Annotated in this window: 18 protein-coding genes, 1 tRNA gene and 1 pseudogene; 8 read left to right on the plus strand and 12 right to left on the minus strand. The window is 75.8% G+C overall.

Features of this window, described 5'->3' with window-relative positions:
- Positions 1-7: 7 nt before the first annotated feature.
- The 7 genes and pseudogenes from ACFC2L_RS14210 to ACFC2L_RS14240 all read right to left on the minus strand — a co-directional run bounded on the left by ACFC2L_RS14210 (position 8) and on the right by ACFC2L_RS14240 (position 8616).
- Complete coding sequence (locus ACFC2L_RS14210) at positions 8-2767, minus strand: cation-translocating P-type ATPase (RefSeq protein ID WP_375824931.1); 2760 nt, start codon at positions 2765-2767, stop codon at positions 8-10.
- Between the two features lie 84 nt (positions 2768-2851).
- Positions 2852-3541, minus strand: coding sequence for a response regulator (locus ACFC2L_RS14215; protein ID WP_375824932.1), 690 nt, complete (start codon positions 3539-3541; stop codon positions 2852-2854).
- Complete coding sequence (locus ACFC2L_RS14220; protein ID WP_375824933.1) at positions 3538-4998, minus strand: sensor histidine kinase; 1461 nt, start codon at positions 4996-4998, stop codon at positions 3538-3540. Before ACFC2L_RS14220 ends, ACFC2L_RS14215 begins: the two co-directional genes overlap by 4 nt.
- 31 nt (positions 4999-5029) lie before the next feature.
- Positions 5030-5803 (minus strand): hypothetical protein, encoded by a 774-nt coding sequence (locus tag ACFC2L_RS14225; protein WP_375824934.1) that lies wholly within the window; start codon positions 5801-5803, stop codon positions 5030-5032.
- 64 nt (positions 5804-5867) lie between these two features.
- The gene (locus tag ACFC2L_RS14230) at positions 5868-6737 is read right to left on the minus strand and encodes a hypothetical protein (RefSeq protein WP_375824935.1); all 870 of its coding nucleotides are present in this window, start codon (positions 6735-6737) and stop codon (positions 5868-5870) included.
- Positions 6738-6748: 11 nt separating this feature from the next.
- Positions 6749-7492 (minus strand): annotated as a pseudogene (locus ACFC2L_RS14235) (ABC transporter ATP-binding protein); the annotation flags it as partial.
- Between the two features lie 335 nt (positions 7493-7827).
- Entirely contained in the window at positions 7828-8616 is a 789-nt protein-coding gene (locus tag ACFC2L_RS14240) for an MHYT domain-containing protein (protein WP_375824936.1), read from the minus strand.
- Positions 8617-8655: 39 nt separating this feature from the next.
- On the opposite strand from ACFC2L_RS14240, the gene ACFC2L_RS14245 reads away from it, so the two are divergent.
- The gene (locus tag ACFC2L_RS14245; RefSeq protein WP_375824937.1) at positions 8656-8892 is read left to right on the plus strand and encodes a hypothetical protein; all 237 of its coding nucleotides are present in this window, start codon (positions 8656-8658) and stop codon (positions 8890-8892) included.
- A 98-nt stretch (positions 8893-8990) separates the two neighbouring features.
- On the opposite strand, the gene ACFC2L_RS14250 is transcribed toward ACFC2L_RS14245, so the two are convergent.
- Positions 8991-9075, minus strand: a tRNA-Leu gene (locus ACFC2L_RS14250).
- Positions 9076-9269: 194 nt separating this feature from the next.
- Between ACFC2L_RS14250 and ACFC2L_RS14255 the strand changes: the two genes are divergently transcribed.
- Entirely contained in the window at positions 9270-10562 is a 1293-nt protein-coding gene (locus ACFC2L_RS14255) for an AI-2E family transporter (RefSeq protein ID WP_375824938.1), read from the plus strand.
- A gap of 38 nt (positions 10563-10600) precedes the next feature.
- Here the strand turns inward: ACFC2L_RS14255 and ACFC2L_RS14260 are convergent, their stop codons facing one another.
- Both ACFC2L_RS14260 and ACFC2L_RS14265 read right to left on the minus strand, forming a co-directional pair.
- Entirely contained in the window at positions 10601-10903 is a 303-nt protein-coding gene (locus ACFC2L_RS14260) for a DUF1905 domain-containing protein (RefSeq protein WP_375824939.1), read from the minus strand.
- A 76-nt stretch (positions 10904-10979) separates the two neighbouring features.
- Positions 10980-12317 (minus strand): APC family permease, encoded by a 1338-nt coding sequence (locus tag ACFC2L_RS14265; protein WP_375824940.1) that lies wholly within the window; start codon positions 12315-12317, stop codon positions 10980-10982.
- Between the two features lie 108 nt (positions 12318-12425).
- Here ACFC2L_RS14265 and ald point away from each other — a divergent pair, with 108 nt between their 5' ends.
- The 3 genes from ald to ACFC2L_RS14280 all read left to right on the plus strand — a co-directional run bounded on the left by ald (position 12426) and on the right by ACFC2L_RS14280 (position 16503).
- Positions 12426-13541, plus strand: a complete 1116-nt coding sequence (gene ald / locus ACFC2L_RS14270; RefSeq protein WP_375824941.1) for an alanine dehydrogenase — start codon at positions 12426-12428, stop codon at positions 13539-13541.
- 91 nt (positions 13542-13632) lie between these two features.
- Complete coding sequence (locus ACFC2L_RS14275) at positions 13633-14268, plus strand: GNAT family N-acetyltransferase (protein ID WP_375824942.1); 636 nt, start codon at positions 13633-13635, stop codon at positions 14266-14268.
- Between the two features lie 72 nt (positions 14269-14340).
- Positions 14341-16503, plus strand: coding sequence for a M3 family metallopeptidase (locus tag ACFC2L_RS14280; RefSeq protein ID WP_375824943.1), 2163 nt, complete (start codon positions 14341-14343; stop codon positions 16501-16503).
- A 90-nt stretch (positions 16504-16593) separates the two neighbouring features.
- Here ACFC2L_RS14280 and ACFC2L_RS14285 read toward each other — a convergent pair whose 3' ends face one another.
- Both ACFC2L_RS14285 and ACFC2L_RS14290 read right to left on the minus strand, forming a co-directional pair.
- On the minus strand, positions 16594-17313 hold the full coding sequence (locus ACFC2L_RS14285) for a response regulator (RefSeq protein WP_375824944.1): 720 nt from the start codon (positions 17311-17313) through the stop codon (positions 16594-16596).
- On the minus strand, positions 17310-18635 hold the full coding sequence (locus ACFC2L_RS14290; protein WP_375824945.1) for a sensor histidine kinase: 1326 nt from the start codon (positions 18633-18635) through the stop codon (positions 17310-17312). Before ACFC2L_RS14290 ends, ACFC2L_RS14285 begins: the two co-directional genes overlap by 4 nt.
- Positions 18636-18801: 166 nt before the next feature.
- On the opposite strand from ACFC2L_RS14290, the gene ACFC2L_RS14295 reads away from it, so the two are divergent.
- The 3 genes from ACFC2L_RS14295 to ACFC2L_RS14305 all read left to right on the plus strand — a co-directional run bounded on the left by ACFC2L_RS14295 (position 18802) and on the right by ACFC2L_RS14305 (position 22783).
- Positions 18802-19335, plus strand: coding sequence for a hypothetical protein (locus tag ACFC2L_RS14295; RefSeq protein WP_375824946.1), 534 nt, complete (start codon positions 18802-18804; stop codon positions 19333-19335).
- Positions 19336-19598: 263 nt separating this feature from the next.
- Entirely contained in the window at positions 19599-21305 is a 1707-nt protein-coding gene (locus ACFC2L_RS14300) for a multicopper oxidase family protein (RefSeq protein WP_375824947.1), read from the plus strand.
- Positions 21306-21403: 98 nt separating this feature from the next.
- Positions 21404-22783, plus strand: a complete 1380-nt coding sequence (locus ACFC2L_RS14305; RefSeq protein ID WP_375824948.1) for a M20/M25/M40 family metallo-hydrolase — start codon at positions 21404-21406, stop codon at positions 22781-22783.
- Positions 22784-22799: the final 16 nt, after the last annotated feature.

Below are 22799 nucleotides of genomic sequence, written 5' to 3' on the forward strand. Positions count from 1 at the left end.
GCCGCCCTCAGACCTGGGCGGGCGAGACCTGGGCGGGGGCGCCGGCGTCGGCGGGCGCGCCACGGTGCCGGTCCACCTGCCGCAGCACGAGCTTGCCGAGCTCGGCCAGGACGAGGAACCCGAGCGCGACCAGCCCGCACACGCCCCACTGCCCCCCGTCGAGGTCGACCGTGCCGAAGATCCGCTGCAGGCCGTCGAGGGTCGTGACGAGGAACGTCAGCCCCAGTGACGCGAGCAGCAGCACGACGAAGCGGCCGTTCGCGAGCGTCTCGAACGAGAGGATGCTCGCCCGCGGGTCGCGCCACTCCAGCGCGGCCACGACGTGCAGGAGCGACATCGCGGTCAGGCCCATCGTCGTCGCGACCGCCAGGTCGGCGTCGGCCTCGCCCCACGCCACGGCGACGAGCGAGCCGACGGCGATGAGGACGCCGCCGACCGCGAGCCGGACCCCGAGCCCGCGCCCGATGACCGGCTCGGTCGGCGGTCGCGGACGCCGGCGCATGAGGCCGGGCGTCGCGGCGTCGAACCCGAGGCCGATCGCCAGCAGCACGTCGATCGCGAAGTTCACCCAGAGGATCTGCAGCGGCGTGAGCGGCGTGCCGCCCGCGACCGTGAAGATCCCGGCGCCCACGAACGTGAGGATGAACCCGACGAGCACGACCATCTGGAAGCGGATGTACTTCATGAGGTTGTCGTAGAGCCCGCGACCACCCTCGACGGCCGCCACGATCGTCGCGAAGTTGTCGTCGGTGAGGATCATCTCCGCGGCGTCCTTGGTCACCTCGGTGCCGGTGATGCCCATCGCGACGCCGATGTCGGCACGGGTGAGCGCGGGGGCGTCGTTGACGCCGTCGCCCGTCATGGCGACCACGTCGCCCGTGCGCTTGAGCACGTCGACGAGGCGCACCTTGTCCTCGGGCGCGACGCGCGCGACCACCCCGATCTCGCCGACCTCCGCCTCGAGCCGGGCGTCGGACATCGCGGCGAACTCGGCACCGGTCAGCGCGCGGCCCTCGATGCCGAGCTGCCCGGCGATCGCCGCCGCGGTGGTGACGTGGTCGCCCGTGATCATCCGCACGCGGATGCCCGCGTCGCGGCACTCCGCGATGGCGTCGCGCGCCTCCCGGCGCGGCGGGTCGACGATCCCGACGAGGGCGACCAGCTCGAGGTCGCGCACCGCGTCGAGGAGCTCGCCCGCGAGCTCGTCGCGGCCCACGGCCCGTCGTGCCACCGCGAGCACGCGCATGCCCTCGCCCGCGAGGGCGTCGTTCTCGGCCGTGACGCGCGCCCGCGCGTCGTCGTCGAGCGGCGCCGTCCCGCCGTCGGCGGCGAGGTACCGGCTCGACCGGGCGAGCAGCACGTCCGGGGCACCCTTGACGAAGCACGTCAGCGCGCCGTCGATCTCGTGGAACGTCGCCATGAACTTGTACGCGGCGTCGAACGGGACCTCGGCGACGCGCGGGTGCTCGGCGCGCGTCTCCTCGACGTCCAGCCCGGCCTTCGCGGCCAGGACCACGACGGCGCCCTCGGTGGGGTCGCCGATGCACTCGCCGTCGCGCACGACGGCGTCGCTCGCGAGCGCCAGCGGCAGCGCGACGGGCTCGAGCGGCACGTCGGTCGAGCCGGCGGCCGCGAGGATGCGGCCGGTCGTGGAGTAGCCCTCGCCGTCGACGGAGAACCGGCGCCCCGCGAGGACGAGGCGGCGCGCCGTCATCTGGTTGAGCGTGAGGGTCCCGGTCTTGTCCGAGCAGATCGCGGAGGTCGACCCGAGCGTCTCGACCGACTTGAGGCGCTTGACGATCGCGCCCTCCTCGGCGAGCCGGCGCGTGCCGAGCGACAGCAGCATCGTCACCACGGCCGGGAGACCCGTCGGGATCGCGGCGATGGCCAGGCTGATCCCGACCACGAACAGGCTGTCGAAGTCCTCGCCGCGCACCAGGCCCAGGACCACGACGACGACGAGGGCGATCGCCGCCATGACCGTGATGATCACGGTGATGCGGTCGAGCTGGCGCGTGAGCGGCGTCCTGTCCTGCTCGACGCCGGAGAGCATCCCGGAGATGCGGCCCACCTCGGTCGTCATGCCCGTCGCCGTGACGACCATCTCGCCGCGCCCGCGCGTCACCTGCGAGTTCATGTACGCCATGTCGGTGCGGTCGCCGAGCGGCGCGTCGTCCGCGACGACCGTCTCGACGCCCTTGGCGACCGGGGTGCTCTCGCCGGTCAGCCCCGCCTCCTCGATCTCCAGCGACGCGGCGACGAGCAGCCGCCCGTCCGCGGGGATCTTGCTCCCGGCCTCGAAGCCGACGACGTCGCCCGGCACCAGCTCCTCCGCGGGCACCTGCTCCTGGCGTCCGTCGCGGCGCACCGTGGCCGTCATGACCAGCATCTGCTGCAGCGCCGCGACACTCTGGGCGGCCTTGCCCTCCTGGTGCAGGCCCATGAGGGCGTTGAGCACGGTGAGGCCGAGGACGACGACGCCCGTCGTGACGTCGCCGAGCGCGATGATGCTCACGACCGCCGCCCCGACGAGGACGAGCTGCATGAGATCGCGGTACTGGCGCCCGAACGCCTGCCACGGCCTCTCCTTGCGCTCCTCCGCGAGCGCGTTGGGCCCGTACCGGGCGCGCCGCTCGGCGACCTGCGCCGTCGTCAGCCCGACCGCCGGGTCGACGTCCAGTGCCGCGCACACGGCCTGCGTCGTCGCGGTGTGCCACGGGCCCGTGGCGGCAGGGACCTGCTGTCGGGGGATCTGCGCAGCCGTCATCGTGGGCTCCTCTCCGGCGCTCGTCACCACCGTCGCAGCCCCGCGCGCCGCGGACCTCACCCGCCGGGGGTGAGCGGCGAGCTCTCAGCGGCCGGAGCCGACCAGCCCGCTCTCGTACGCGACGATCACGGCCTGGACGCGGTCCCGGACGCCGAGCTTGGCGAGGAGGTTGCCCATGTGCGTCTTGACCGTCGTCGACGACAGCACGAGGCGCTCGGCGATCTCGGCGTTGGACAGGCCGTCGGCCACGCACCGGAGCACGTCGAGCTCACGGGGCGTGAGGGACCGGAGGCGCGGGTCGAGGCCGTCGTCGCCCGCCGACCGGTCGCCTGCCGACGGGTCGCCGGTCGGCAGGTGCGGGGCGAAGAGGTCGAGCATGCGGCGCAGCACCCGGGGCGCGACGACCGAGCTCCCCGCCGCGACGGTGCGGATCGCCTCGACGAGGTCGTGCGGGCGGGCGTTCTTCAGCAGGAACCCGCTCGCGCCCGCGCGCAGCGCGGCGAACGCGTACTCGTCGACGTCGAACGTCGTCAGCACGAGCACGCGCGTCCCGGGGTGCCCCGCGACGACGCGCCGCGTCGCCTCGATGCCGTCCATGCCGGGCATCCGGACGTCCATGACGACGACGTCCGGGGCGAGCGCCGCGACCTGGTCGAGCGCCACCCGGCCGTCGGACGCCTCGCCGACCACCTCGAGGTCGGGCTCCGACTCGATCACGAGCCGGAAGCCCATCCGCAGGAGCGCCTGGTCGTCCACGAGCAGCACGGTCGTCACGGGAGCCCTCCGTCGTCCTCGTCGTACGGCCGGTCGTTCGGCCGGTCCTGCGGCCCGTCCCACGGCACGTCCCGCGGCCCGGGCCACGGGAGGACGACGCGCACGACCCACCCGCCCTCCGGGCGCGGGCCGGCCTCGACGCTGCCGCCGAGCAGCACCGCGCGCTCGCGCATGCCGACGATGCCGCGACCGGTACCGCCGCCTGCGCCCGGCCGGGTGCCGCCGGCGTCACGGACCTCGACCTCGACGACGTCCGCGGCACGACGGACCGCGACCTCGGCCGTCGGCGTGCCGGGCGCGTGCCGCAGGACGTTCGTCAGCGCCTCCTGCACGACCCGCACGACCGCGAGCCGGAGCGACGTGTCGTCCGGGAGCGGGACCTCGAGGCCGGTCGCCGTCACGGGCACGCCCGCGGCGCGGAAGCGCGCGACGACGGCCGCGAGGTCCGTCCCGGTCGGCCCGGGCCGACCGTCCGGCGCCACGGGCTCCTCGTCGCCGGGGTCGAGCGCGCCGAGCACGCGCTGCATGTCGGTCAACGCCTCGCGTCCCGTCCGGGAGAGCTCCCGCAGGGCCTCGCGCGAGCGGTCGGGTGCACGGTCGAGCGCGGCGCCCGCGCCGTCGGACAGCGCGACCATCACCGAGACGCTGTGGGCGACGACGTCGTGCATCTCGCGGGCGATGCGGGCGCGCTCGGCCGCACGGGCCAGCGCGGCGCTCTGGTCGCGGTCCCGGGCCATGGCCCGGTAGCGCTCCGTGAGGTCCTCCGCGTGGAGCCGGCGGGCACGCGCGCCGGAGCCCGTGGCCATGCCGAGGAGCAGGAGCGCGAGGAGCAGCGAGACGGACGCGGACCGGCGGCCGGGGGAGAAGGGCGGCTCGGCGAGGTCCCGCACGGGGTCGCCGTCCGGCGACACGACCGGGTCGCTCCAGAGCAGGATCTCGGCGAGGCCGATGTCCTGCCACCACCACGTCGCCACCGTGACGACGGCGAGCACCGCCGCGCACGTCAGCCACGCCGTGCGCGGGGGGCGCGAGGCCGCCACGGCGTGCACCGCGCACGCGAGGCACACCCCGAGCACCCCCAGCACGCCCGCGGACGCGAGCGAGGCGACGGCCAGCACCGTGAGCGCGGCCGCGACGACGAGCGGTCGCGCGCGGCGGGCGAGGAGGAGCACCGCCCCGAGGACGGCCCCGACGAGCCAGGCCGTGACGACCACCTGGGCGACGGGCTCGTCGGGCCGGAAGTAGCCGATGCCGGTGGACCCCTCGACCGTCGCGAGCCCGAGGACCGCGGTGACGAGCCCGAGCACCACGATGCCCGTGACGAGCGCGGCGTCCGCGGCGCGGGGGTGCTCCTCGACCAGCCGGCCGAGCGGCCCGCGCCGCTGGACGTCGGTCTCGGTGAGCGCGCCACCGTCGGTCGTCCCGCGCGCGGGCGTGGCGGGGGACGGCAGGGGCATGGGCCCACTCTCCCATCCGTGCCGGTCCACGTCAGGTGACGTCATGGCGCCGGAGGCGGTACCCGGCCGCGACGAGGAGCACGACGGCCCACGCGGCGAGCACGAGGCCGGCCGCCCACGGACCGACGTGCGGGCCCAGCGTCGTCGCGTCGAGGGCGGCGAGCCGCTCGTCGCCCTGGAGGAGCCGCGCCCCGGCGCCCGGGAGGAGGGCACGTGCCGTGTCGGCGACCCGGCCGGGGTTCGTGGCGAGGAGGTGGTCGAGCACGACGACCAGGACCACCCCGGCGACGAGCGCGGCGTCGGGCCGGCGCAGCAGTGCCCCGAGCCCCAGCCCGACGAGCGCGACCCCGGTCTGGTAGAGCACGAACCCCCCGAGGAGGCGCACCGTCTCCGGGTCCGCGACGTCCAGCACCAGCCCGGTCGCCGCGCGCTGCCCGGCGGTCGCCCCGAGCGCCGCGCCGAGCGCGACCGCGGCCGTGAGGGCCGCGACCGCCGTCGTGACGAGCACCTGGGCCACGAGCACCGGGACCCGCCGGGGCACCGCGACGAAGGTGACGCGCGCCGTGCCCGTGCGGAACTCGCCCGCGCCCGTCGTCGCGCCCAGCACGAGGAACCCGAGCTGGGCGAGCACGTACCCGGCGACGGCCACGGGCGCGCCGGACGCGCCGTCGTCGGGCCGGGCGAACAGGCCGAGCACCCAGGCGCTCGCGGCCGACGCCGCGACCGTCGCGAGGGCGAGCCAGCCCGTCGCGCGCAGGCTCGTGAGCTTGTCCCACTCGGCCGCGAGGACTCGGCGGAGGGTCACCGGCGAACGGTCGGCGGGCCGGGTGGCGGGCCGGGTGGCGGGGGTCTGCGTCGTCGCGGCCACGTCACACCACGTCCCGCGCGCGGAGGCGGACGCCCGCCAGGGCCAGGGGGACGGCGACCCACGCCGCCAGGACGAGTCCACCGCCCCACGCGCCGAGGTCGGGTGCTCCCTCGACGGCGCCCTCGGCCGTCAGCAGGGACCCCGCGCCGGCGGGGAGGAACGTCACCGCGGTGTTGACGGCGGCCTGGGCGGGCGGGACGCCCGCGGACGCGGCGAGCGGGTCGCCCGCCAGGTCCGCCGCGAGCACGAGCGCGACGGGCAGGACGAGGACGACGAGGACGGCGACCGTCAGGGCGGGCACGGGCCGCCGGAGCAGCGCGCCGAGCGCGAGGCCGAGCAGGGCCATCGCGACGAGCAGGAGCACCATGCCGCCGAGCACCCGGGGTGTGCCGTCGCTCGCGAGATCGAGGGCGATGCCGCGGGCCCGGGCCGAGGGAAGCAGCGCGAGCACGGCGGCGCCGACGGCGAGCACGGCGGTGAGCAGCGCGAACGCGGCGGTGACGACGGTCTGCGCGGCGAGCACGGGCCAGCGCCTCGGGACGGCGACGAACGTCGTGCGGAACGTCCCCGTGCTGTGCTCGCCCGTCCCGACGAGGACGCCCAGGACGAGCGGGGGCACCTGGGCGAGGAGCAGCCCGGACGTGAGGGAGCCCAGCGGGTCGAACCCCGGGTCCACGGACGATGCCTGGGCAGAGAGGGAGGTCAGCGTGGCCGAGACCGCGACCGTGAGCGCGGCCGCCCACCAGGACGAGCGCAGGCTCGTGAGCTTGGTCCACTCGGAGCCGACGACGCGCGCGAACGTCGGGCCTCGGGGCGTCGATCGCGCAGGGTCCGGGGGAGTGCGCACCGGGGCGGGGGTCGTGGCGGTCATCGGGCGCCTCCCGCCGCAGCGCGGCCGGTCTCCCGGGCGGCGCGCCCCTGGTACTCGACGGCGCCTGCCGTGAGCCGCAGGTACGCGTCCTCGAGCGAGCCCGCGTCCGCGGCGAGCTCCTGCACCGGTGCGTCGGCAAGGAGGCGGCCCCGGCCGATGACGACGACCCGGTCGGCGCAGAGCGCGAGCTCGTGCATGAGGTGCGAGGAGAGGAGCACGGTCCGTCCCTCGGCCGCGAGGCCGCGGACGAGCCGGCGCACCCACAGGACGCCGTCGGGGTCCAGGCCGTTGACGGGCTCGTCGAGGATGAGCGTCCCGGGGTCGCCGAGCAGCGCCCCCGCGATGCCGAGGCGCTGCCCCATCCCGAGCGAGAAGGTCCCGGCGCGCCGTCCGGCGACGCTCTCGAGCCCGGTCATCCCGATGACCTCGTCCACGCGGGCGCGGCCGATCCCGTGGGTCCGCGCGAGGGCCCGCAGGTGCCGGAACGCCGTGCGCCCCGGGTGCACGGACCGCGCGTCGAGCATGCACCCGACGGCGTGGAGCGGCGCCGGGAGGTCGGCGTACCGGCGGCCGTCGACGGTCGCCGTGCCCGACGTGGGCCGCTCGAGCCCGACCACCACACGCATCGTCGTCGACTTCCCCGCCCCGTTCGGGCCGAGGAAGCCCGTCACGGTGCCCGGACGCGCCGTGAACGTCAGCGCGTCCACCGCCGTCGTCGGCCCGTAGCGCTTGGTGAGCCCCTCCACCTGGATCATGCGTCCTCCCGTCGTCACCGGCGCCCGGTCCTCGGGCACCGCCGTCGTCGACGCTACGGACGGGCGCGGGGCCGTCGGCTCCCGCCGTCGGCCGAGATCGCCGGGGGAGCGACCTCCTCCTCGGGGAGGAGGAGGTCGTGCCGGGGTGGGAGGCGGTCGCCGGGACGCTCTAGACTGGCCGCATGCTTCCGGCGTGAGAGCGCCGGCGGGATCCGAATGAGACAGCGGATCGAGAAGCCCCGCCGCTCCACACGGCGGGGCTTCTCGCTGCTGAGATGAACCTGAACGGGATACCGGGCACGGGCGTGCCGGTGCGACGGCACTCTGGCCTGCCGCTACTTGCCGACCGAGACGGTCTCCTGCGCCATGCGGTCCCGGAATGCCTCGTGCCGCCGCCTCTCGCTCTCGGTCCGGGAGCCGACGACGACGAACACCAGCAGCAGGACGGAGCCGCCGCCCCCGACGAGGAGGGCACCGAGGAGGTCCAGCATCGGGACGCCGCCGTCCGGTGCGCCCGGCTGACCGGTCACCGAGACGCCCCACATGCCGGTGTAGTGCATCCCCGCGACCGCGACCCCCATGACGAGAGCCGACACGGTCATGGACAGCCCGCCCCGCGCTGGCACGCAGAGCCAGAGCGCCGCCGTCGCGGCGGCGACCGCGACGAGCACCGCCAGGGCGACGGAGATCGCGCTGTAGTGCATCGTGCCGTGCATGCGCATCGCCGCCATGCCCATGTAGTGCATCCCGGCGACGCCGAGCCCGGCCACGGCGCCTCCCACGACCAGCAGCAGGGGCCGGTAGCCGAACATCATGACCAGGTGCAGGCCAGCTGCCACGACCACCACGGCGACCAGCGCCGAGACGACCGTGAGCGGCACGTCGTAGTGGATCGGCATGCCGGTGACCGTGAACCCGAGCATCGCCACGAAGTGCATCACCCAGATGCCCGTGCCCCCGATGGCCGCGGCCCCCAGCCACAGCCACGCCGAGCGCACGGGCCACGGCGCGTCGACACGGGACCGGGACACCGCGGCCAGGCCGCAGGCGGACCCGGAGACCGCGGCCGCGTAGGAGATGAGCGGGGTCACGGCACCGTAGGTGAAGTGATGGACGTCAAGCATTGCATGCCGCCTCAAAAGCATCAGAAAGGACAGACCGTCGTGAAGCGGGACGTCCGACCCCGCATCTCGGGGCACGCGAACGGCGCCTCGCGACGAGGAGATCCGCGGGCCGGGCGCGCCGTCGCCAGCCCCGGCGGCGTCGAGGGGGAGCGCCTGGACGGGTCGACGAGCGAGCGCGCGCCGGCCGACGACTCGCGCGCCCCGACGTGGTGGTCGCTCGGGTCGTCCGACGACCACGGCGTCGACGTCGCGTCCTGGACCGACACGGGCGGCTGAGGCGAGGCCTGCCGGACCCGAGGGGGCGGGATACGCAGAAGGCCGGGTCAGGAAGATTCTCCTGACCCGGCCTCCGTGGCACGAGGTGTGCCATGCGGTGTCCGGAGGGGGACTTGAACCCCCACGCCCGATAAAGGGCACTAGCACCTCAAGCTAGCGCGTCTGCCATTCCGCCACCCGGACGAGTGGACCTTCCCGGCGTTTCCGCCGTTCCGGTGCGGGGAAAAACATAGCACGGTTCGGGCGTGGTCCTCACATCGCGGTCGCCGGTCGGCACCGGGCCGACGTGGGACGACGGCTCGACCGCAGCACCCGGCGCGGGGGGACGACCTGGGGCAGACTGGGCGGATGGTGGCCACGACCGGGCGGAGGCACGTGTGACGGACGAGCAGCGACCGGCGGCAGCGGCGCCGACCGCGCGGCCGGGCTCCGGCTCGGATCGCGCGGCGGCGTCGGTGAAGCACCTCGCGGGGGCGTCGAGCGCGGCGCGCAAGGTGGCGGGGGCGCGGCGCAACCCGTCGGTGGTCGGGTACGACGAGTCGGTGCCCGCGTGGCTGCGCACGACGGCGGGCTGGTCGTGGCGCCTGCTCATGATCGTCGCGGCCGTCGCGCTCATCTTCTTCGCCACCGCGCAGGTGCAGCTGGTGTTCGTGGCCGTCTTCCTGGCGCTCGTCATCACGTCGGTCCTGCGGCCGGTCACGGACTTCTACGCGAGGATCATGCCGCGGGGTCTGGCCACGGGGCTCGCGATCCTGTCCGCGCTGCTGTTCATCGCGGGTCTGCTGACGTACGTCATCACGTCGGTCGCGGGCCAGTGGCAGAGCCTCGCGGACCAGTTCAGCAACGGCATCGACCAGATCCTGGAGTTCCTCGAGAACGGCCCGTTGCCGGTGACGATCACCGCGGACGACGTCAACGGCTGGATCGAGAACGGCCGGCAGTGGCTCACCGAGCACGGTGGGGACATCGCGAGCCAGGCGGCCGCGAGCGCCGGGTCGGTCTTCGAGGCGTTCGCCGCGATCGCCCTCGCGATCTTCTGCACGGTCTTCTTCCTCGCCAAGGGCAAGGACATGTGGACCTGGTTCCTCAACCAGCTCCCGTCGCGCTCGCGCGACAGCTGGAAGGTCGCGGGCGGCGCGGGCTGGTACACGTTCTCCGGCTACGCCCGGGGGACCGTGATCATCGCCCTCGTCGACGGCATCCTCGCGGGCATCTTCCTGGGGTTCCTGGGCGTGCCGCTCGCCGCGCCGCTCGCGGTGCTCGTCTTCATCGGGGCGTTCATCCCGATCATCGGCGCGCCCCTCGCCATGATCATCGCGGCCATCGTCGCGCTCGCCGCCAAGGGCATCGTCATCGCGCTCGTCGTGACGATCGGCATCGCGCTCATCGGGCAGTTCGAGGGCCACATCCTGCAGCCGCTCGTCATGGGCAAGCAGGTCTCGCTGCACCCGGTCGTCGTCGCGATCGCGGTGACGGCGGGGACGCTACTCGCGGGGATCCTCGGTGCGGTCGTGTCCGTGCCGCTCGTCGCCGTCGCCTGGTCGGTGTTCTCGCACCTGCGGCACAAGGACCCGCCCATGGAGGAGGACCTGCCGACGGCGAAGGAGATCGCGCTCGGCGACGCCGTGCCCGGATCGTCGGACCGCACGGTGGAGGACGGCGCCGGCTGACACAGCACGACGACCCGCCGGGTCGGGCGGCGCGCGCCTCACCGGGGGACGGCCGAGACCTCCGCGGCGAGGCGGACCGCGACGTGCACGGTGTCCCCGACGCCCTTGCCGGTCGCGGTGCGCACCGACCGGAGGACGGCGAGCAGGTGCGGGCCGCCGTAGGCGACGAGCGAGGCGTGGTAGCGCACGTCGTCCACCTCCGCGACCACGGGGACCCGGCCGCGCGTGCCGAACAGGTCGACGGCGTCGTACGGGAGCGCGACGAACGCTCCCGAGCGCGTCCCGGCGCCGATCACGACGGCGTCGAACTCCACCGGGCCCGGGTCCGTCCACGTGGGCATGCCGTCGACCGTAGCGGACGGCGTGGCGCGGGGGAACGGCCCGGGAGGGCGATCCTCGTGGGGGGCGACGGCGTGCTCAGGGGGTGGCGTGCCGGCGCCGCGCGAGCGTGACCGCGACGGCGGCGACGGCGAGGACCGCCGGGGCGACGAGCGAGGCGCCGGCGAGGACGAGCAGGGCGCCGGTGAGGACGGTCGCGACGGCGGCGAGCCACCGGCCGACGGTGCGGCGGGGGAGCAGCCGCAGGGCGGCGAGCATCCCGAGCGCGTACACCGCCACCATGCAGCTCGTGTGCACGCGGACGAAGGGCTCGAGGTCGAGGCCGGTGGCGACGAGCACGGCGAGGTAGCCCGCGCTGAGAGCGAGGGTGACGGCGAGCGCGCGCCGCGGGACGCCCGCGCGGCCGGAGAGCGCGGCGAGCGGGCGCGGCAGGTCGCCGTCGCGCGCGAGCGCCTGGCCCAGGTTCGCGAAGGCCGCGAGGTAGGCGGTGAGCACGCCGGACGTGACGATCGCCGCCACGACGCCGACGACCACGGGCCCCGCGGCCGGCGCGCCGGTGCGCGCGAGGTCGAGCAGCGCGACGGTTCCGGAGCCGGCCCCGGTGCCGAGCACGCCGACCGTGGCGACCTGCAGGGCGAGGTAGGCGACGCCGACCACGACCAGCGCGATCCCGGTCGCGGCGGGGATGGTGCGGCGCGGGTCGCGGAAGTCGGCCGAGACGTTCGTGCCCACCTCCCAGCCCGCGAACGCCCACACGAACAGGCTCACCGCGGAGCCGACGCCGGACCACCCCTCGCTGAGGAACGGCGTGAACCGCTCGGCGCTCGCCGCGGGCGCCGCCACGGCGACGACCGTGACGACGGCGGCGAGCAGCAGGGACGTGAGCCCGAGCTGGACGGCGCCCGCCACGCGGACGCCGAGCCCCACGGCGACGGCCGGCACGACGACGAGCGCGACGGCCACGACCGGTACGGTCGCTCGGTCCGCCCCCACGACCGCGACGACGTACTCCGCGCCGAGCACCGCCACGACGGGCACGCCGACGCACACCCCGAGGTAGAACCAGTAGCCCGTGGCGCGGGCCGCCGTCGGGCCGAGCGCGACGCGCACCGCGCTCGCGACGCCGCCCCGGTCCGGGTGGCGGGCGGCGAGCGCCGCGAAGGTGCCCGCGAGCGGCACGCTGGCGACGAGCACCAGGGCGACGGCGAGGACGGACGCGGGGCCGGCGACGCGCGTGGCGAGCCCCGGCAGCGCGAGCACGCCCGTCCCGAGCACGCTCGCCACGTACAGCGCGCTGCCGCGCGCGAGCCCCAGCGTGCCCGACGGCGCGTGCCCGGACTGGGAGGCGTCGCTCGCCGCCGCGGGGTCGGGGTCGGGGGCGGCGCGCGGCGCCGCGAGAGGTGCCGTCGTGTCCACGCGCCCACCCTGGCGGCGGGCCGCTCGCGGGACGAGCGGCAGGAAGGACACTCTCCGACAAGATCCCGCCACCCTGCGCGCGACGGGGTGGTGCGACCACACTGGACCATGAGGATCGGCATACCCACCGAGGTCAAGAACCACGAGGACCGCGTCGCGCTCACCCCCGCCGGCGCCCACCACCTCGTGCGGGCCGGGCACGACGTGCTCGTCCAGTCCGGGGCCGGCGTCGGCTCCCACCTGTCCGACGCGGAGTTCGCGGACGCGGGCGCGCGGGTCGTGCCGACCGCGGACGAGCTCTGGGCCGAGGCCGATCTCGTCTGCAAGGTCAAGGAGCCGGTCGCGAGCGAGTACCCGCTCCTGCGCGACGACCTCCTGCTCTTCGCCTACCTCCACCTCGCGGCGGACGGCGACTGCACGCGCGCCCTGCTCGACGCGGGCACGACGTCCGTCGCGTACGAGACGGCGCAGGCCCCCGACGGCACGCTCCCGCTGCTGGCGCCCATGAGCGAGGTCGCCGGGCGCATGGCCACCCAGGTCGGCGCCTGGCTCCTGCAGCGGCCCGCGGGAGGTCGCGGCGTCCTGCTCGGCGGCGTGCCGGGCACGCGGCCCGGGCGGGTCGTCGTGCTCGGGGGCGGGACCGCGGGGCGCAACGCCGCCGAGGTCGCGGTGGGCATGCGCGCCGAGGTGACCGTGGTCGACCTGTCGCTGCCCGTGCTGCGCGCCGTCGACCAGGAGTTCTCCGGGCACGTGCGCACCGTCGTGTCGAGCGCGTACGCGATCGAGCGCGAGGTGCTGGAGGCCGACCTCGTCGTCGGGGCCGTGCTCGTCGCGGGGGCGCGCGCCCCGCGCCTCGTCACCGACGACCTCGTCGCGCGCATGCGCCCCGGCGCCGTGCTCGTCGACGTCGCCGTCGACCAGGGCGGCTGCTTCGAGGGGTCGCGGCCCACCACGCACGACGACCCGACGTTCGCGGTGCACGGCACGACGTTCTACTGCGTCGCGAACATGCCCGGCGCGGTCCCCGTGACGAGCACGCTCGCCCTCACGAGCGCGACGCTGCCCTACCTCGCGGCGCTCGCGGACGGCGGGGTCGAGGCGGTGCGGGACGTCCCGATCCTCCGGTCGGGGGCGTCCACCCACCGCGGCGCGCTCCTCAACGAGGCGGTCGCCGCCGCGCACGGCCTGCCGTGGACGCCCGCGGAGGACGCCCTGCGCGCCTGACGCCGCCCGCGGGGCGCCGGAGCGGCGTCGCGGGCGACGGCCGTCGGCAATCCGGGTGACGTCGCGCGGCGGGACGTGCCAGGCTCGGGCGGTGCACCCCTTCGCCCTCGACGACGGCCACGTCCACCTGTCCACCCCGACCCTCGACGACGTCGACGCGATCACGGCCGCGTGCCAGGACCCCGAGGTCGCCGCCTGGACGGTCGTCCCGTCCCCGTACGCGCGCGAGGACGCGGCGCAGTTCGTGTCGGAGTACGTGGGACCGGGCTGGGAGCGCGGCGACGTCCTCACCTGGGGCGTGCGCGAGAGCGTGGGGCGTTCGGGCATCCCCGGCCCCGACGGCGTGGGTCCCCTCCTCGGGATGATCGGGTTGAGCCTCGACGACGCGCCCGAGGGCCGGCGGTCGGCCGAGATCGGCTACTGGACGGCTCCCGAGGCGCGGGGCCGCGGCCTCATGACCGCGGCGGGCCGGCTCGTCGTCGACTGGGCGTTCGACCCGGAGGGCGGGGGGCTCGCGCGGCTCTTCTGGCAGGCGTACGTCGGCAACTGGCCGTCGCGGCGCACCGCCTGGCGGCTCGGCTTCCGGGTCGAGGGCACGGTGCGCGGGTTCGCGCTCCAGCGCGGCGAGCGTCGCGACGCGTGGCTCGGCACGCTCCTGCCCGACGACGCGCGCGAGCCGGCCGAGCCCTGGCCGGCGGACGCGCCGTCGTCGGGTCGCAGGGCCTGACGCGCGGAGCGCCCGGCTGGCCACCGGGAGCTCCGCGAATCCGTTTCCGTCGCGCCCGTCCGTGGGGTGAGGATGGGCACCATGACCTCCGAGCCCACGACGCGCACCGACGCGCCCGCGCCCACCTCCGCGCCCGCTGTCACCTCCGGCCTGATCGACCTCGATCCCGCCAACCCGTTCGCCGCGCCCTCCGCGCTGCCGTACGAGCTGCCCGACTACGACGCGATCCGCGAGGAGCACTACCTGCCCGCGCTGCGTGCGGCGACCGCGGCCCAGCGCGCGGCGATCGAGGCCGTCGCGACCGACGACGCGCCCCCGACCGCCGTCACCGTCCTCGAGGCGCTGGAGCGGTCGGGCCGCGACCTCGCGCGCGTGCTCAACGCGTTCTACAACCAGCTCTCGGCCGACGCGACGCCGGGACTGGAGCAGATCGAGGAGGAGTTCGCGCCCGAGCTCGCCGCGCACCACGACGCGATCTACATGGACGCGCGCCTCTACGGGCGTGCCCGCGCCCTGCAGGACGCCGTCGACGCCGGCGAGCAGATCCTCGACCCGGACGCCGCGTGGCTGCTGCACACGCTGCTCGTCCGGTTCCGCCGCTCCGGCGTCGAGCTCGACGCGGAGCAGCAGGCGCGCCTGCGCGAGCTCAACGGCCGCCTCACCACGCTGGAGGCCGCGTTCGGCCGCAAGCTGCTCGCGGGGGCCAACGCGGCGAGCGTGCTCGTCACGGACCGCGCCGAGCTCGACGGCCTCGCCGAGGACGCGGTCGCGGGCGCGGCGGCTGCCGCCGCCGCGCGCGGCCGCGAGGGGGCGTGGCTGCTGGAGATGCAGCTCCCCACCCAGCAGGGCGTCCTCGCGTCGCTCGCGCGCCACGACGTCCGCGAGCGCGTCCAGCAGGCGTCGGAGTCGCGCGGCGCGACGGGTGACGACCACGACACGCGCGAGATCGTGCTGGAGACCGTGCGCCTGCGCGCCGAGCGCGCGCGCCTGCTCGGCTACGAGCACCACGCCGCGTACGTCGCCGAGGACGCGACCGCGAAGACGACCGAGGCCGTGAACGCGATGCTCGACCGGCTCGCTCCCGCCGCCGTCGCGAACGCGCGCCGCGAGGCGGCCGACCTCGAGACGGCGCTGCGGGCCGACGAGCCGGGCGCGACGCTGCGCGCGTCCGACTGGTCGTTCTACGCCGAGCGCGTGCGCAAGGACCGCTACGCGCTCGACGACGCCCTGCTGCGCCCGTACCTCGAGCTCGAGCGCGTCGTGCACGACGGCGTGTTCCTGGCCGCGAACCGCCTGTTCGGCGTCTCCTTCGCCGAGCGGCACGACCTCGTCGGCTACCACCCGGACGTGCGCGTCTTCGAGGTCTTCGACAGCGAGACGCCGGGGGAGCCGGGTCAGGGGCTCGGCCTGTTCCTCGCCGACTGGTACACGCGCGAGTCCAAGCGCGGCGGTGCCTGGATGAACAACCTCGTCGACCAGAACCACCTGCTCGGCCAGAAGCCGGTCGTCGTGAACAACCTCAACATCGTCAAGCCGCCGGCCGGACAGCCCACGCTGCTCGTGTGGGACGAGGTCATCACGCTCTTCCACGAGTTCGGGCACGCGCTGCACGGGTTGTTCTCCGACGTGCGCTACCCGTCGCAGTCCGGCACGGAGGTGCCGCGGGACTTCGTCGAGTACCCGTCGCAGGTCAACGAGATGTGGGCGTGGGAGCCGTCGGTCCTGCGCTCCTACGCGGTGCACCACGTGACGGGCGAGCCGATGCCCGCCGAGTGGGTGGACACGATGCGCGCCTCGCGGCAGTTCAACGAGGGATTCGGGACGACCGAGTACCTCGCGGCGGCGCTGCTCGACCAGGCGTGGCACCAGGTCGGGCCCGACGCCGTGCCGGCGTCCGAGGCCGACGTCGTGCCGTTCGAGGCCGCGGCGCTGGAGGCGGCCGGCGTGGCGTTCGCGCCCGTCCCGCCGCGCTACCGGACCACGTACTACAACCACGTGTTCGGCGGCGGGTACGCGGCCGGGTACTACTCCTACATCTGGTCCGAGGTGCTCGACGCGGACACGGTCGAGTGGTACCGCGAGAACGGCGGCCTTACGCGTGAGAACGGCGAGCGCTTCCGCCGCGTCCTGCTCGCGCGCGGCGGCTCGCAGGACCCGCTGCAGTCGTTCCGCGAGCTGCGCGGCCGCGACGCCGACATCGCGCCGCTCCTCGCGCGCCGCGGCCTCGATGCCTGACCCGAGGACCCGTCCCGCCGAGGGAGAGCCCCGGTACCGCGAGGTAGGTGCCTGGTAGCGCGAGGTAGGGGCGTGGTCATGACCGCGCCTCTACCTCGGCGGCGTGCCGGGGCGGACCAGGCCGGTCTCGTACGCGACGACGACGAGGCCGGCCCGGTCCCGCACGCCCAGCTTGGCGAGGACGCGGCCCACGTGGGTGCGGGCCGTCGCCGGGCTCATGAACAGCGCCGCGCCGATCTCGTCGTTGGTCAGCCCGCGCCCGACGTGCGCGAGCACCTCGCGCTCGCGGTCCGTGAGCTGCTCCGCGACGGCGGCGGCGAGCGCGTCGTCCCGCCGCCCGGCGTCGACCGCCTGCGCGACGACGCGCGCCGTCACCGCGGGGGAGAGCAGCGCGTCGCCCGCGGCGGCGGTGCGCACCGCGGCGCGCAGCTCGTCCGGGCTCGCGTCCTTGAGCAGGAAGCCCGACGCCCCGGCACGCAGCGCCGCGAAGAGGTTCGCGTCGTCGTCGAACGTCGTGAGCACGACGACGCGGGGACCGTCCGGGCGGTGGCCGGTCGTCCCGTCGCCCGCGATCGGCGTCTCGGTGCCGCTGGCGCCCGCGACGATCTGCCGCGTCGCCTCGACCCCGTCGAGGACGGGCATCTGCAGGTCCATGAGCACGACGTCGGGCCTCGCCCGGCGCGCGAGCGCCACGCCATCGCGACCGTCGGCGGCCTCGCCGACGACCTCGACGTCGTCCGCACGCTCGAGCAGCGCGCGGATGCCCGTTCGCACGAGGGGCTGGTCGTCGACCAGCACGACGCGGATCACGCGGGGCCTCCGCCCGCGGCCTCGCTCCCCGGTGCCCCGGCCGGCGCCGGTGCGGGGCCGGCCGCGCCGACCGGGACCAGGGCGCGCAGGCGGAAGCCGCCGCCGTCGGGCGCGTCGGTCGTGACGGTGCCGCCCAGCACGGCGACCCGCTCGCGCAGCCCGCGCAGGCCGAACCCCTCCCGGTCCGGGGTGCCGCCCGGTGCGCCGCGACCGTCGTCGCGCACCTCGACCGCGAGCACGTCGCCGGGCGTCCCGGTCGCGGGCTCCAGCGTCACGCGCACGACGGCGGCGCGCGCCCTGGCGTGCCGCAGCACGTTGGTCAGCCCCTCCTGCACGACGCGGAACACCGCCGCGCCCGCCGCGCTGCCGTCCGCCGTGCCCGCGGGCAGGTCGACGTCCAGCGTGACCTCGAGGCCTGCCGCCCGCGCCGTGCGGGCGAGCTCGCCGAGCCGGTCGAGGCGGGCCTGCTCCGCGACGCCCGCCGGCCCGTACGGACCCCGCAGCGAGCGCACGGTCGCGCGCAGGTCCGTCAGCGCGGCCGTCGCCGACGTGCGTACGAGGTCGAGCTCGGCGCGCGCCGACGCGAGCGCGTCCTCCCGCCCGGCGCCGTCGGCGCGTCCCACGTCGTCGAGCGCTTCGCGCGCGACGCCCGCGTGCAGGGACACGACGGCGAGGCGGTGCCCGACGACGTCGTGCAGGTCGCGGGCGACGGCCTCGCGATCGCGCGCGAGGCGGTCGGCCGCCTCGAGCTCGCGGGTCTGCTGCAGCAGCGCGTCCGCGTGCCGCCGCTGCTCGTCGCGCTGCCGACGGGCGAACGCGCCGTGACCGAGCGCGATCGCGGCGGCCATGAGCGCGACGGTGGTCGCGAGCTCGTACCCGACGACGAACCGGACGTCGTCGCCCTCGGCGAGCCGGAAGTACGTCGAGGCGACGACGAGCGCCGCCGCGACACCGACGGCCCACCCGAGCCGGCCCGCGACGGCCGCCGAGTACAGCGCGACCGAGACGGGCAGCGCGAGCCCGATCGCGGGCAGGTCGAGCGTGTAGTACGCACAGATCACGAGCGCGGTCGCGACGAGGACCCCGACGGGGAAGCGGCGCCGGCCGAGGACGAGCAGCCCCAGCACCAGGGCGATCGGGTACGCGACCCACGGGTCGGCACGCGTGCCGCCGACGTCGGCCGCGATGGCGAACGCGACGACGTCGAACACCGCGAACCCCAGCAGGGCGTCGATGAGCCACGGCGGCGGCGACGGGCGCGCCGCCCGGGTCGCGGGCGGCGACCCGGCGGGCCGCTCGTGCGGGAGGTCGGGGGACGTCACGACCATCGAGTCTAGGAAGACGCACTCCGACGCGCGTCCGTCGCAGGGCGGGTCCGCATCAGGGTCGACTACGTCGAGACGCGTAGGCGCGGGGCGCGGGACGGCGCATCGCGCCGCGCGCCGGGGCGGACGCGGCGAGGCGATGCCGATCTCTAGCGTCGACGGCATGAACCCGACCCCCGGCCCCGCACCGGACCGCCCGACCCCGCCCGCCTCGTCCGTCCCACCGGGCGGCCCGGTCCCGCCCGGTCCCGCCGTCCCTCCCGGACGGTCGGAGGCGCCGGCTCCTGCGGCCCGACCCACGCTCGGCGAGACCGTCCGCTCGCTGAGCTGGCCCCTCGTCCTCGGGCTCGGTGCGCTCGCGCTCGTCCGACCGCTCCTGAGCGTCACAGGCCTCGACGACGCGATCGGCCGACCCGCCGCGCCCCTGCTCACGACCCTCTTGCTCACGGTCGTGTGGATCATCGCGATCGTCGTCGCCCGCCCTGCGCACCCGTTCGCGACCGGCGTGGCCGTCGGGCTCGCCTACGGCGTGCTCGCGCTGGTGCTCAGCGCGGTGCTGTCGCCGATCCTCACCGGGGAGCTGCAGGGACCCGTCGCGCACCCCATCGCGATCGTCCCGATGCTGCTCACCAACGCGGTCTGGGGGGCGCTCGCAGGAGCCGTGGCGCTCGGGCTCCTCGCGGCCCGACGCCGCTGAGGCCGGCTGCCGGCCCCGCCCCGACCCCTTCCGGACCCCGACCGACCCGCACCTCTCCGACGTCTCCCGACCCGCACCGCCCGACCCGGCACCACCCCGAGCCGTGCCCCCGTGCGCTCGGGGTCGGTTCCGGGCCCGCGCACGCTTCCGAGCGGACGCGCCCGGCACCGCCCGGTCCCTAGCGTCGACAGCGTCGCCCGCACCGCCGTGCCGCCGTCGACCCGCACCCGCCGACCGCCGTCGTCCACCCTGGAGAAGACCCGATGACGACCACGACCACCACCCCGCCGCCCGCCGTCCCGCCGCACCCCGGGGCGCCTGCCGGATCGCCCGGACGGCCCCCGCGACGGCGGCGCAGCCCGCTCGCGCGCGTCCTCGTCGTGCTCGGGCTCGTCGTGGTCCTGTTCGTCGGGGCGGTCGTCGCGGTCGTGGGCGTCGCGTGGGCGCGTGCCGCGACCAGCACGGCGGGAGCCGTGGAGTTCACGCGACCGCTCGCCGTCCCGCCGCTCGCGGAGTCCCGGGTCGAGGACGGCGTGCGCGTCTTCGAGCTCGAGGCGCGCGCGGGCGTCGCGGACCTCGGCGCCGCCGCGCCCACCCCGACGATCGGCCTGAACGGCGACTACCTCGGCCCCACCCTGCGGGCCGCGCGCGGCGAGCGCGTGCGCGTCGACGTGACGAACGCGCTCGACGAGACCACGACGCTCCACTGGCACGGCATGCACCTGCCGCCCGCGATGGACGGCGGCCCGCACCAGGTGGTCGAGCCCGGAGAGACGTGGTCGCCCACGTGGACGATCGACCAGCCCGCCGCGACCCTCTGGTACCACCCGCACCTGCACGGGCGGACCGCGAGCCAGGTGTACCGGGGGCTCGCCGGGATGTTCCTCCTCGACGACCCGGCCGCCGCCGACGGCCCTGCTGCCGACCTGCCGCACGAGTACGGTGTCGACGACGTCCCCGTCATCCTCCAGGACAAGAGCTTCCACGCCGACGGGCGGCTCGACGACGCCGCCTCGTTCCTCTCACCGGTCGGCACGCTCGGCGACACCGTGCTCGTCAACGGCACCCCCGGGCCCTACCTCGACGTCACGACCGAGCGCGTCCGCCTGCGCCTGCTCAACGGCTCCGACTCCCGCGTCTATGACGTCGGCCTCGCCGACGGCGGCGCGGTCCAGCTCGTCGGGACCGACGGCGGGCTGCTCCCCGCCCCGCGCACGGTCGAGCGCGTGCGTCTCTCCCCGGGCGACCGGGCGGAGGTCGTCGTGACCATGGCCCCGGGGCAGCGCGCCGTCCTGCGCAGCTTCCCGCCCGAGCTCGGCGTCAACCCGCTCTTCGAGCGGTTCTCGGGCGGCGACGACACCTTCGACCTCCTCGAGCTGCGCGCCGCCGGCACGCTCGCGCCGAGCCCGGCCGTGCCCGACGCCCTCGGCACCGACCCGGCCGACATGCTCGACGAGGCCGACGCGGTCCGGACCCGCACGTTCCGGCTCTCCGGCCGGTCCATCAACGGCCGCTCGATGGACATGTCCCGCGTCGACGAGGTCGTGACCGTGGGGGAGACCGAGGTCTGGGAGGTCACCGGGCTCGACGACACCCCGCACAACTTCCACGTCCACGACGTCCAGTTCCGCGTCCTCGACGTCGGCGGCGAACCACCCACGCCTGACCTGAGCGGCTGGCAGGACACCGTCTACGTCCAGCCCGGCCGCGTCACGCGCCTGCTCGTCCGGTTCGAGGCGTCCGAGGGGACGACCGACCCGAGCACCCCGTACATGTTCCACTGCCACCTCCTCACGCACGAGGACCAGGGCATGATGGGCCAGCTCGTCGTCGTCGCCCCGGGCGAGCAGGCGCCGTCCCGCATCGACGTGCCCGACGGCGTCACCCACCCCGACCACGACGCGGACGCGCTCCCGGGCGACGGCACCGGCCCTCGCCGCCTCGCCCCGGACCCGCACGGAGGCCACTGACCCCGCCCGGGCCGAGCATGCGGTCGCGACCCGGTCCGGGCGCCGGACGATCTACCACCGCATGCTCGGCAGGCGACCGCGACGGGTAGCGTGTGGTCATGACCGCTCCGCACCCGGAATCCCCGGCCAGCACCCGCACCCCGGCGACCGTCGACGCCCCTTCCGGCACGGTGCCGCGAGCCGAGGACGAGGTCGTGCGGATCTGCCGGGAGCTGCTGCGCATCGACACGTCCAACTTCGGCGACGGGACGGGCCCGGGGGAGCGGCGCGCGGCCGAGTATGTCATGGGGCTGCTGCACGAGGTCGGGCTCGAGCCGGAGCTGTTCGAGTCGGAGCCCGGACGGGCGAGCGTCGTCGTGCGCCTCGAGGGCGCGGACCCGACCCGGCCGGCGCTCGTGCTGCACGGCCACCTCGACGTGGTGCCGGCACAGGCGGCGGACTGGTCGGTCGACCCGTTCGCGGGCGAGGAGATCGACGGCCTGCTGTGGGGCCGCGGCGCCGTCGACATGAAGGACATGGACGCGATGATCCTCGCGGTCGTGCGGCAGATGGCGCGCGAGGGACGCAAGCCCGCGCGCGATATCGTCGTCGCGTTCTTCGCCGACGAGGAGGCGGGCGGCGAGTACGGGGCGCGCTACGCCGTCGACCACCGGCCCGAGCTGTTCGAGGGCGCGACGGAGGCGATCAGCGAGGTCGGCGGCTTCTCGGTCGAGGTCGGGGGCCGGCGCGCGTACCTGCTGCAGACGGCGGAGAAGGGCATCGCGTGGCTGCGCCTCGTCGCGGAGGGCCGGGCGGGTCACGGGTCCCAGGTGAACGAGGACAACGCGGTGACGCGGCTCGCGGAGGCGGTCGCGCGCATCGGGGCCCACCACTGGCCCAACACGCTCACCCCGACGGTCGACAAGCTGCTGCGCGGCGTCGCGGACCTCACCGGGCTCCGGTACGACCCGGAGGACCCGTCGTCGGTCGCGGCCCTCGTCGCCGCGCTCGGCCCGGCGTCGCGGTTCGTCGGGGCGACCGTGCGCCACACGTCCAACCCGACGCAGCTCACGGCCGGGTACAAGGCGAACGTCATCCCGGGCCGGGCGGAGGCGGCGATCGACGCGCGCCTGCTGCCCGGGCACGAGGACGAGGGGTTCGAGACGCTGCGCGCGCTCGCGGGCGACCACGTGCGGGTCGAGGAGATCCACCGTGACATCGCGCTCGAGGTGCCGTTCGAGGGCGACCTCGTCGACGCGATGGTCGACTCGCTCCTCGCCGAGGACCCGGAGGCGACCGTCCTGCCGTACACGCTCTCGGGCGGCACGGACAACAAGTCGCTCGCGCGCCTGGGCATCACGGGCTACGGCTTCGCGCCGCTGCGCCTCCCGGCGGACCTCGACTTCTCCGGCATGTTCCACGGGGTCGACGAGCGCGTGCCCGTGGACTCGCTGCGGTTCGGCGTGCGCGTGCTGGACCGCCTGCTGCGCACCTGCTGAGGCCGAGCCGCGCGCG

The sequence above is a fragment of the Cellulosimicrobium sp. NPDC055967 genome (genome assembly GCF_042269845.1).
GTDB lineage: Bacteria > Actinomycetota > Actinomycetes > Actinomycetales > Cellulomonadaceae > Cellulosimicrobium.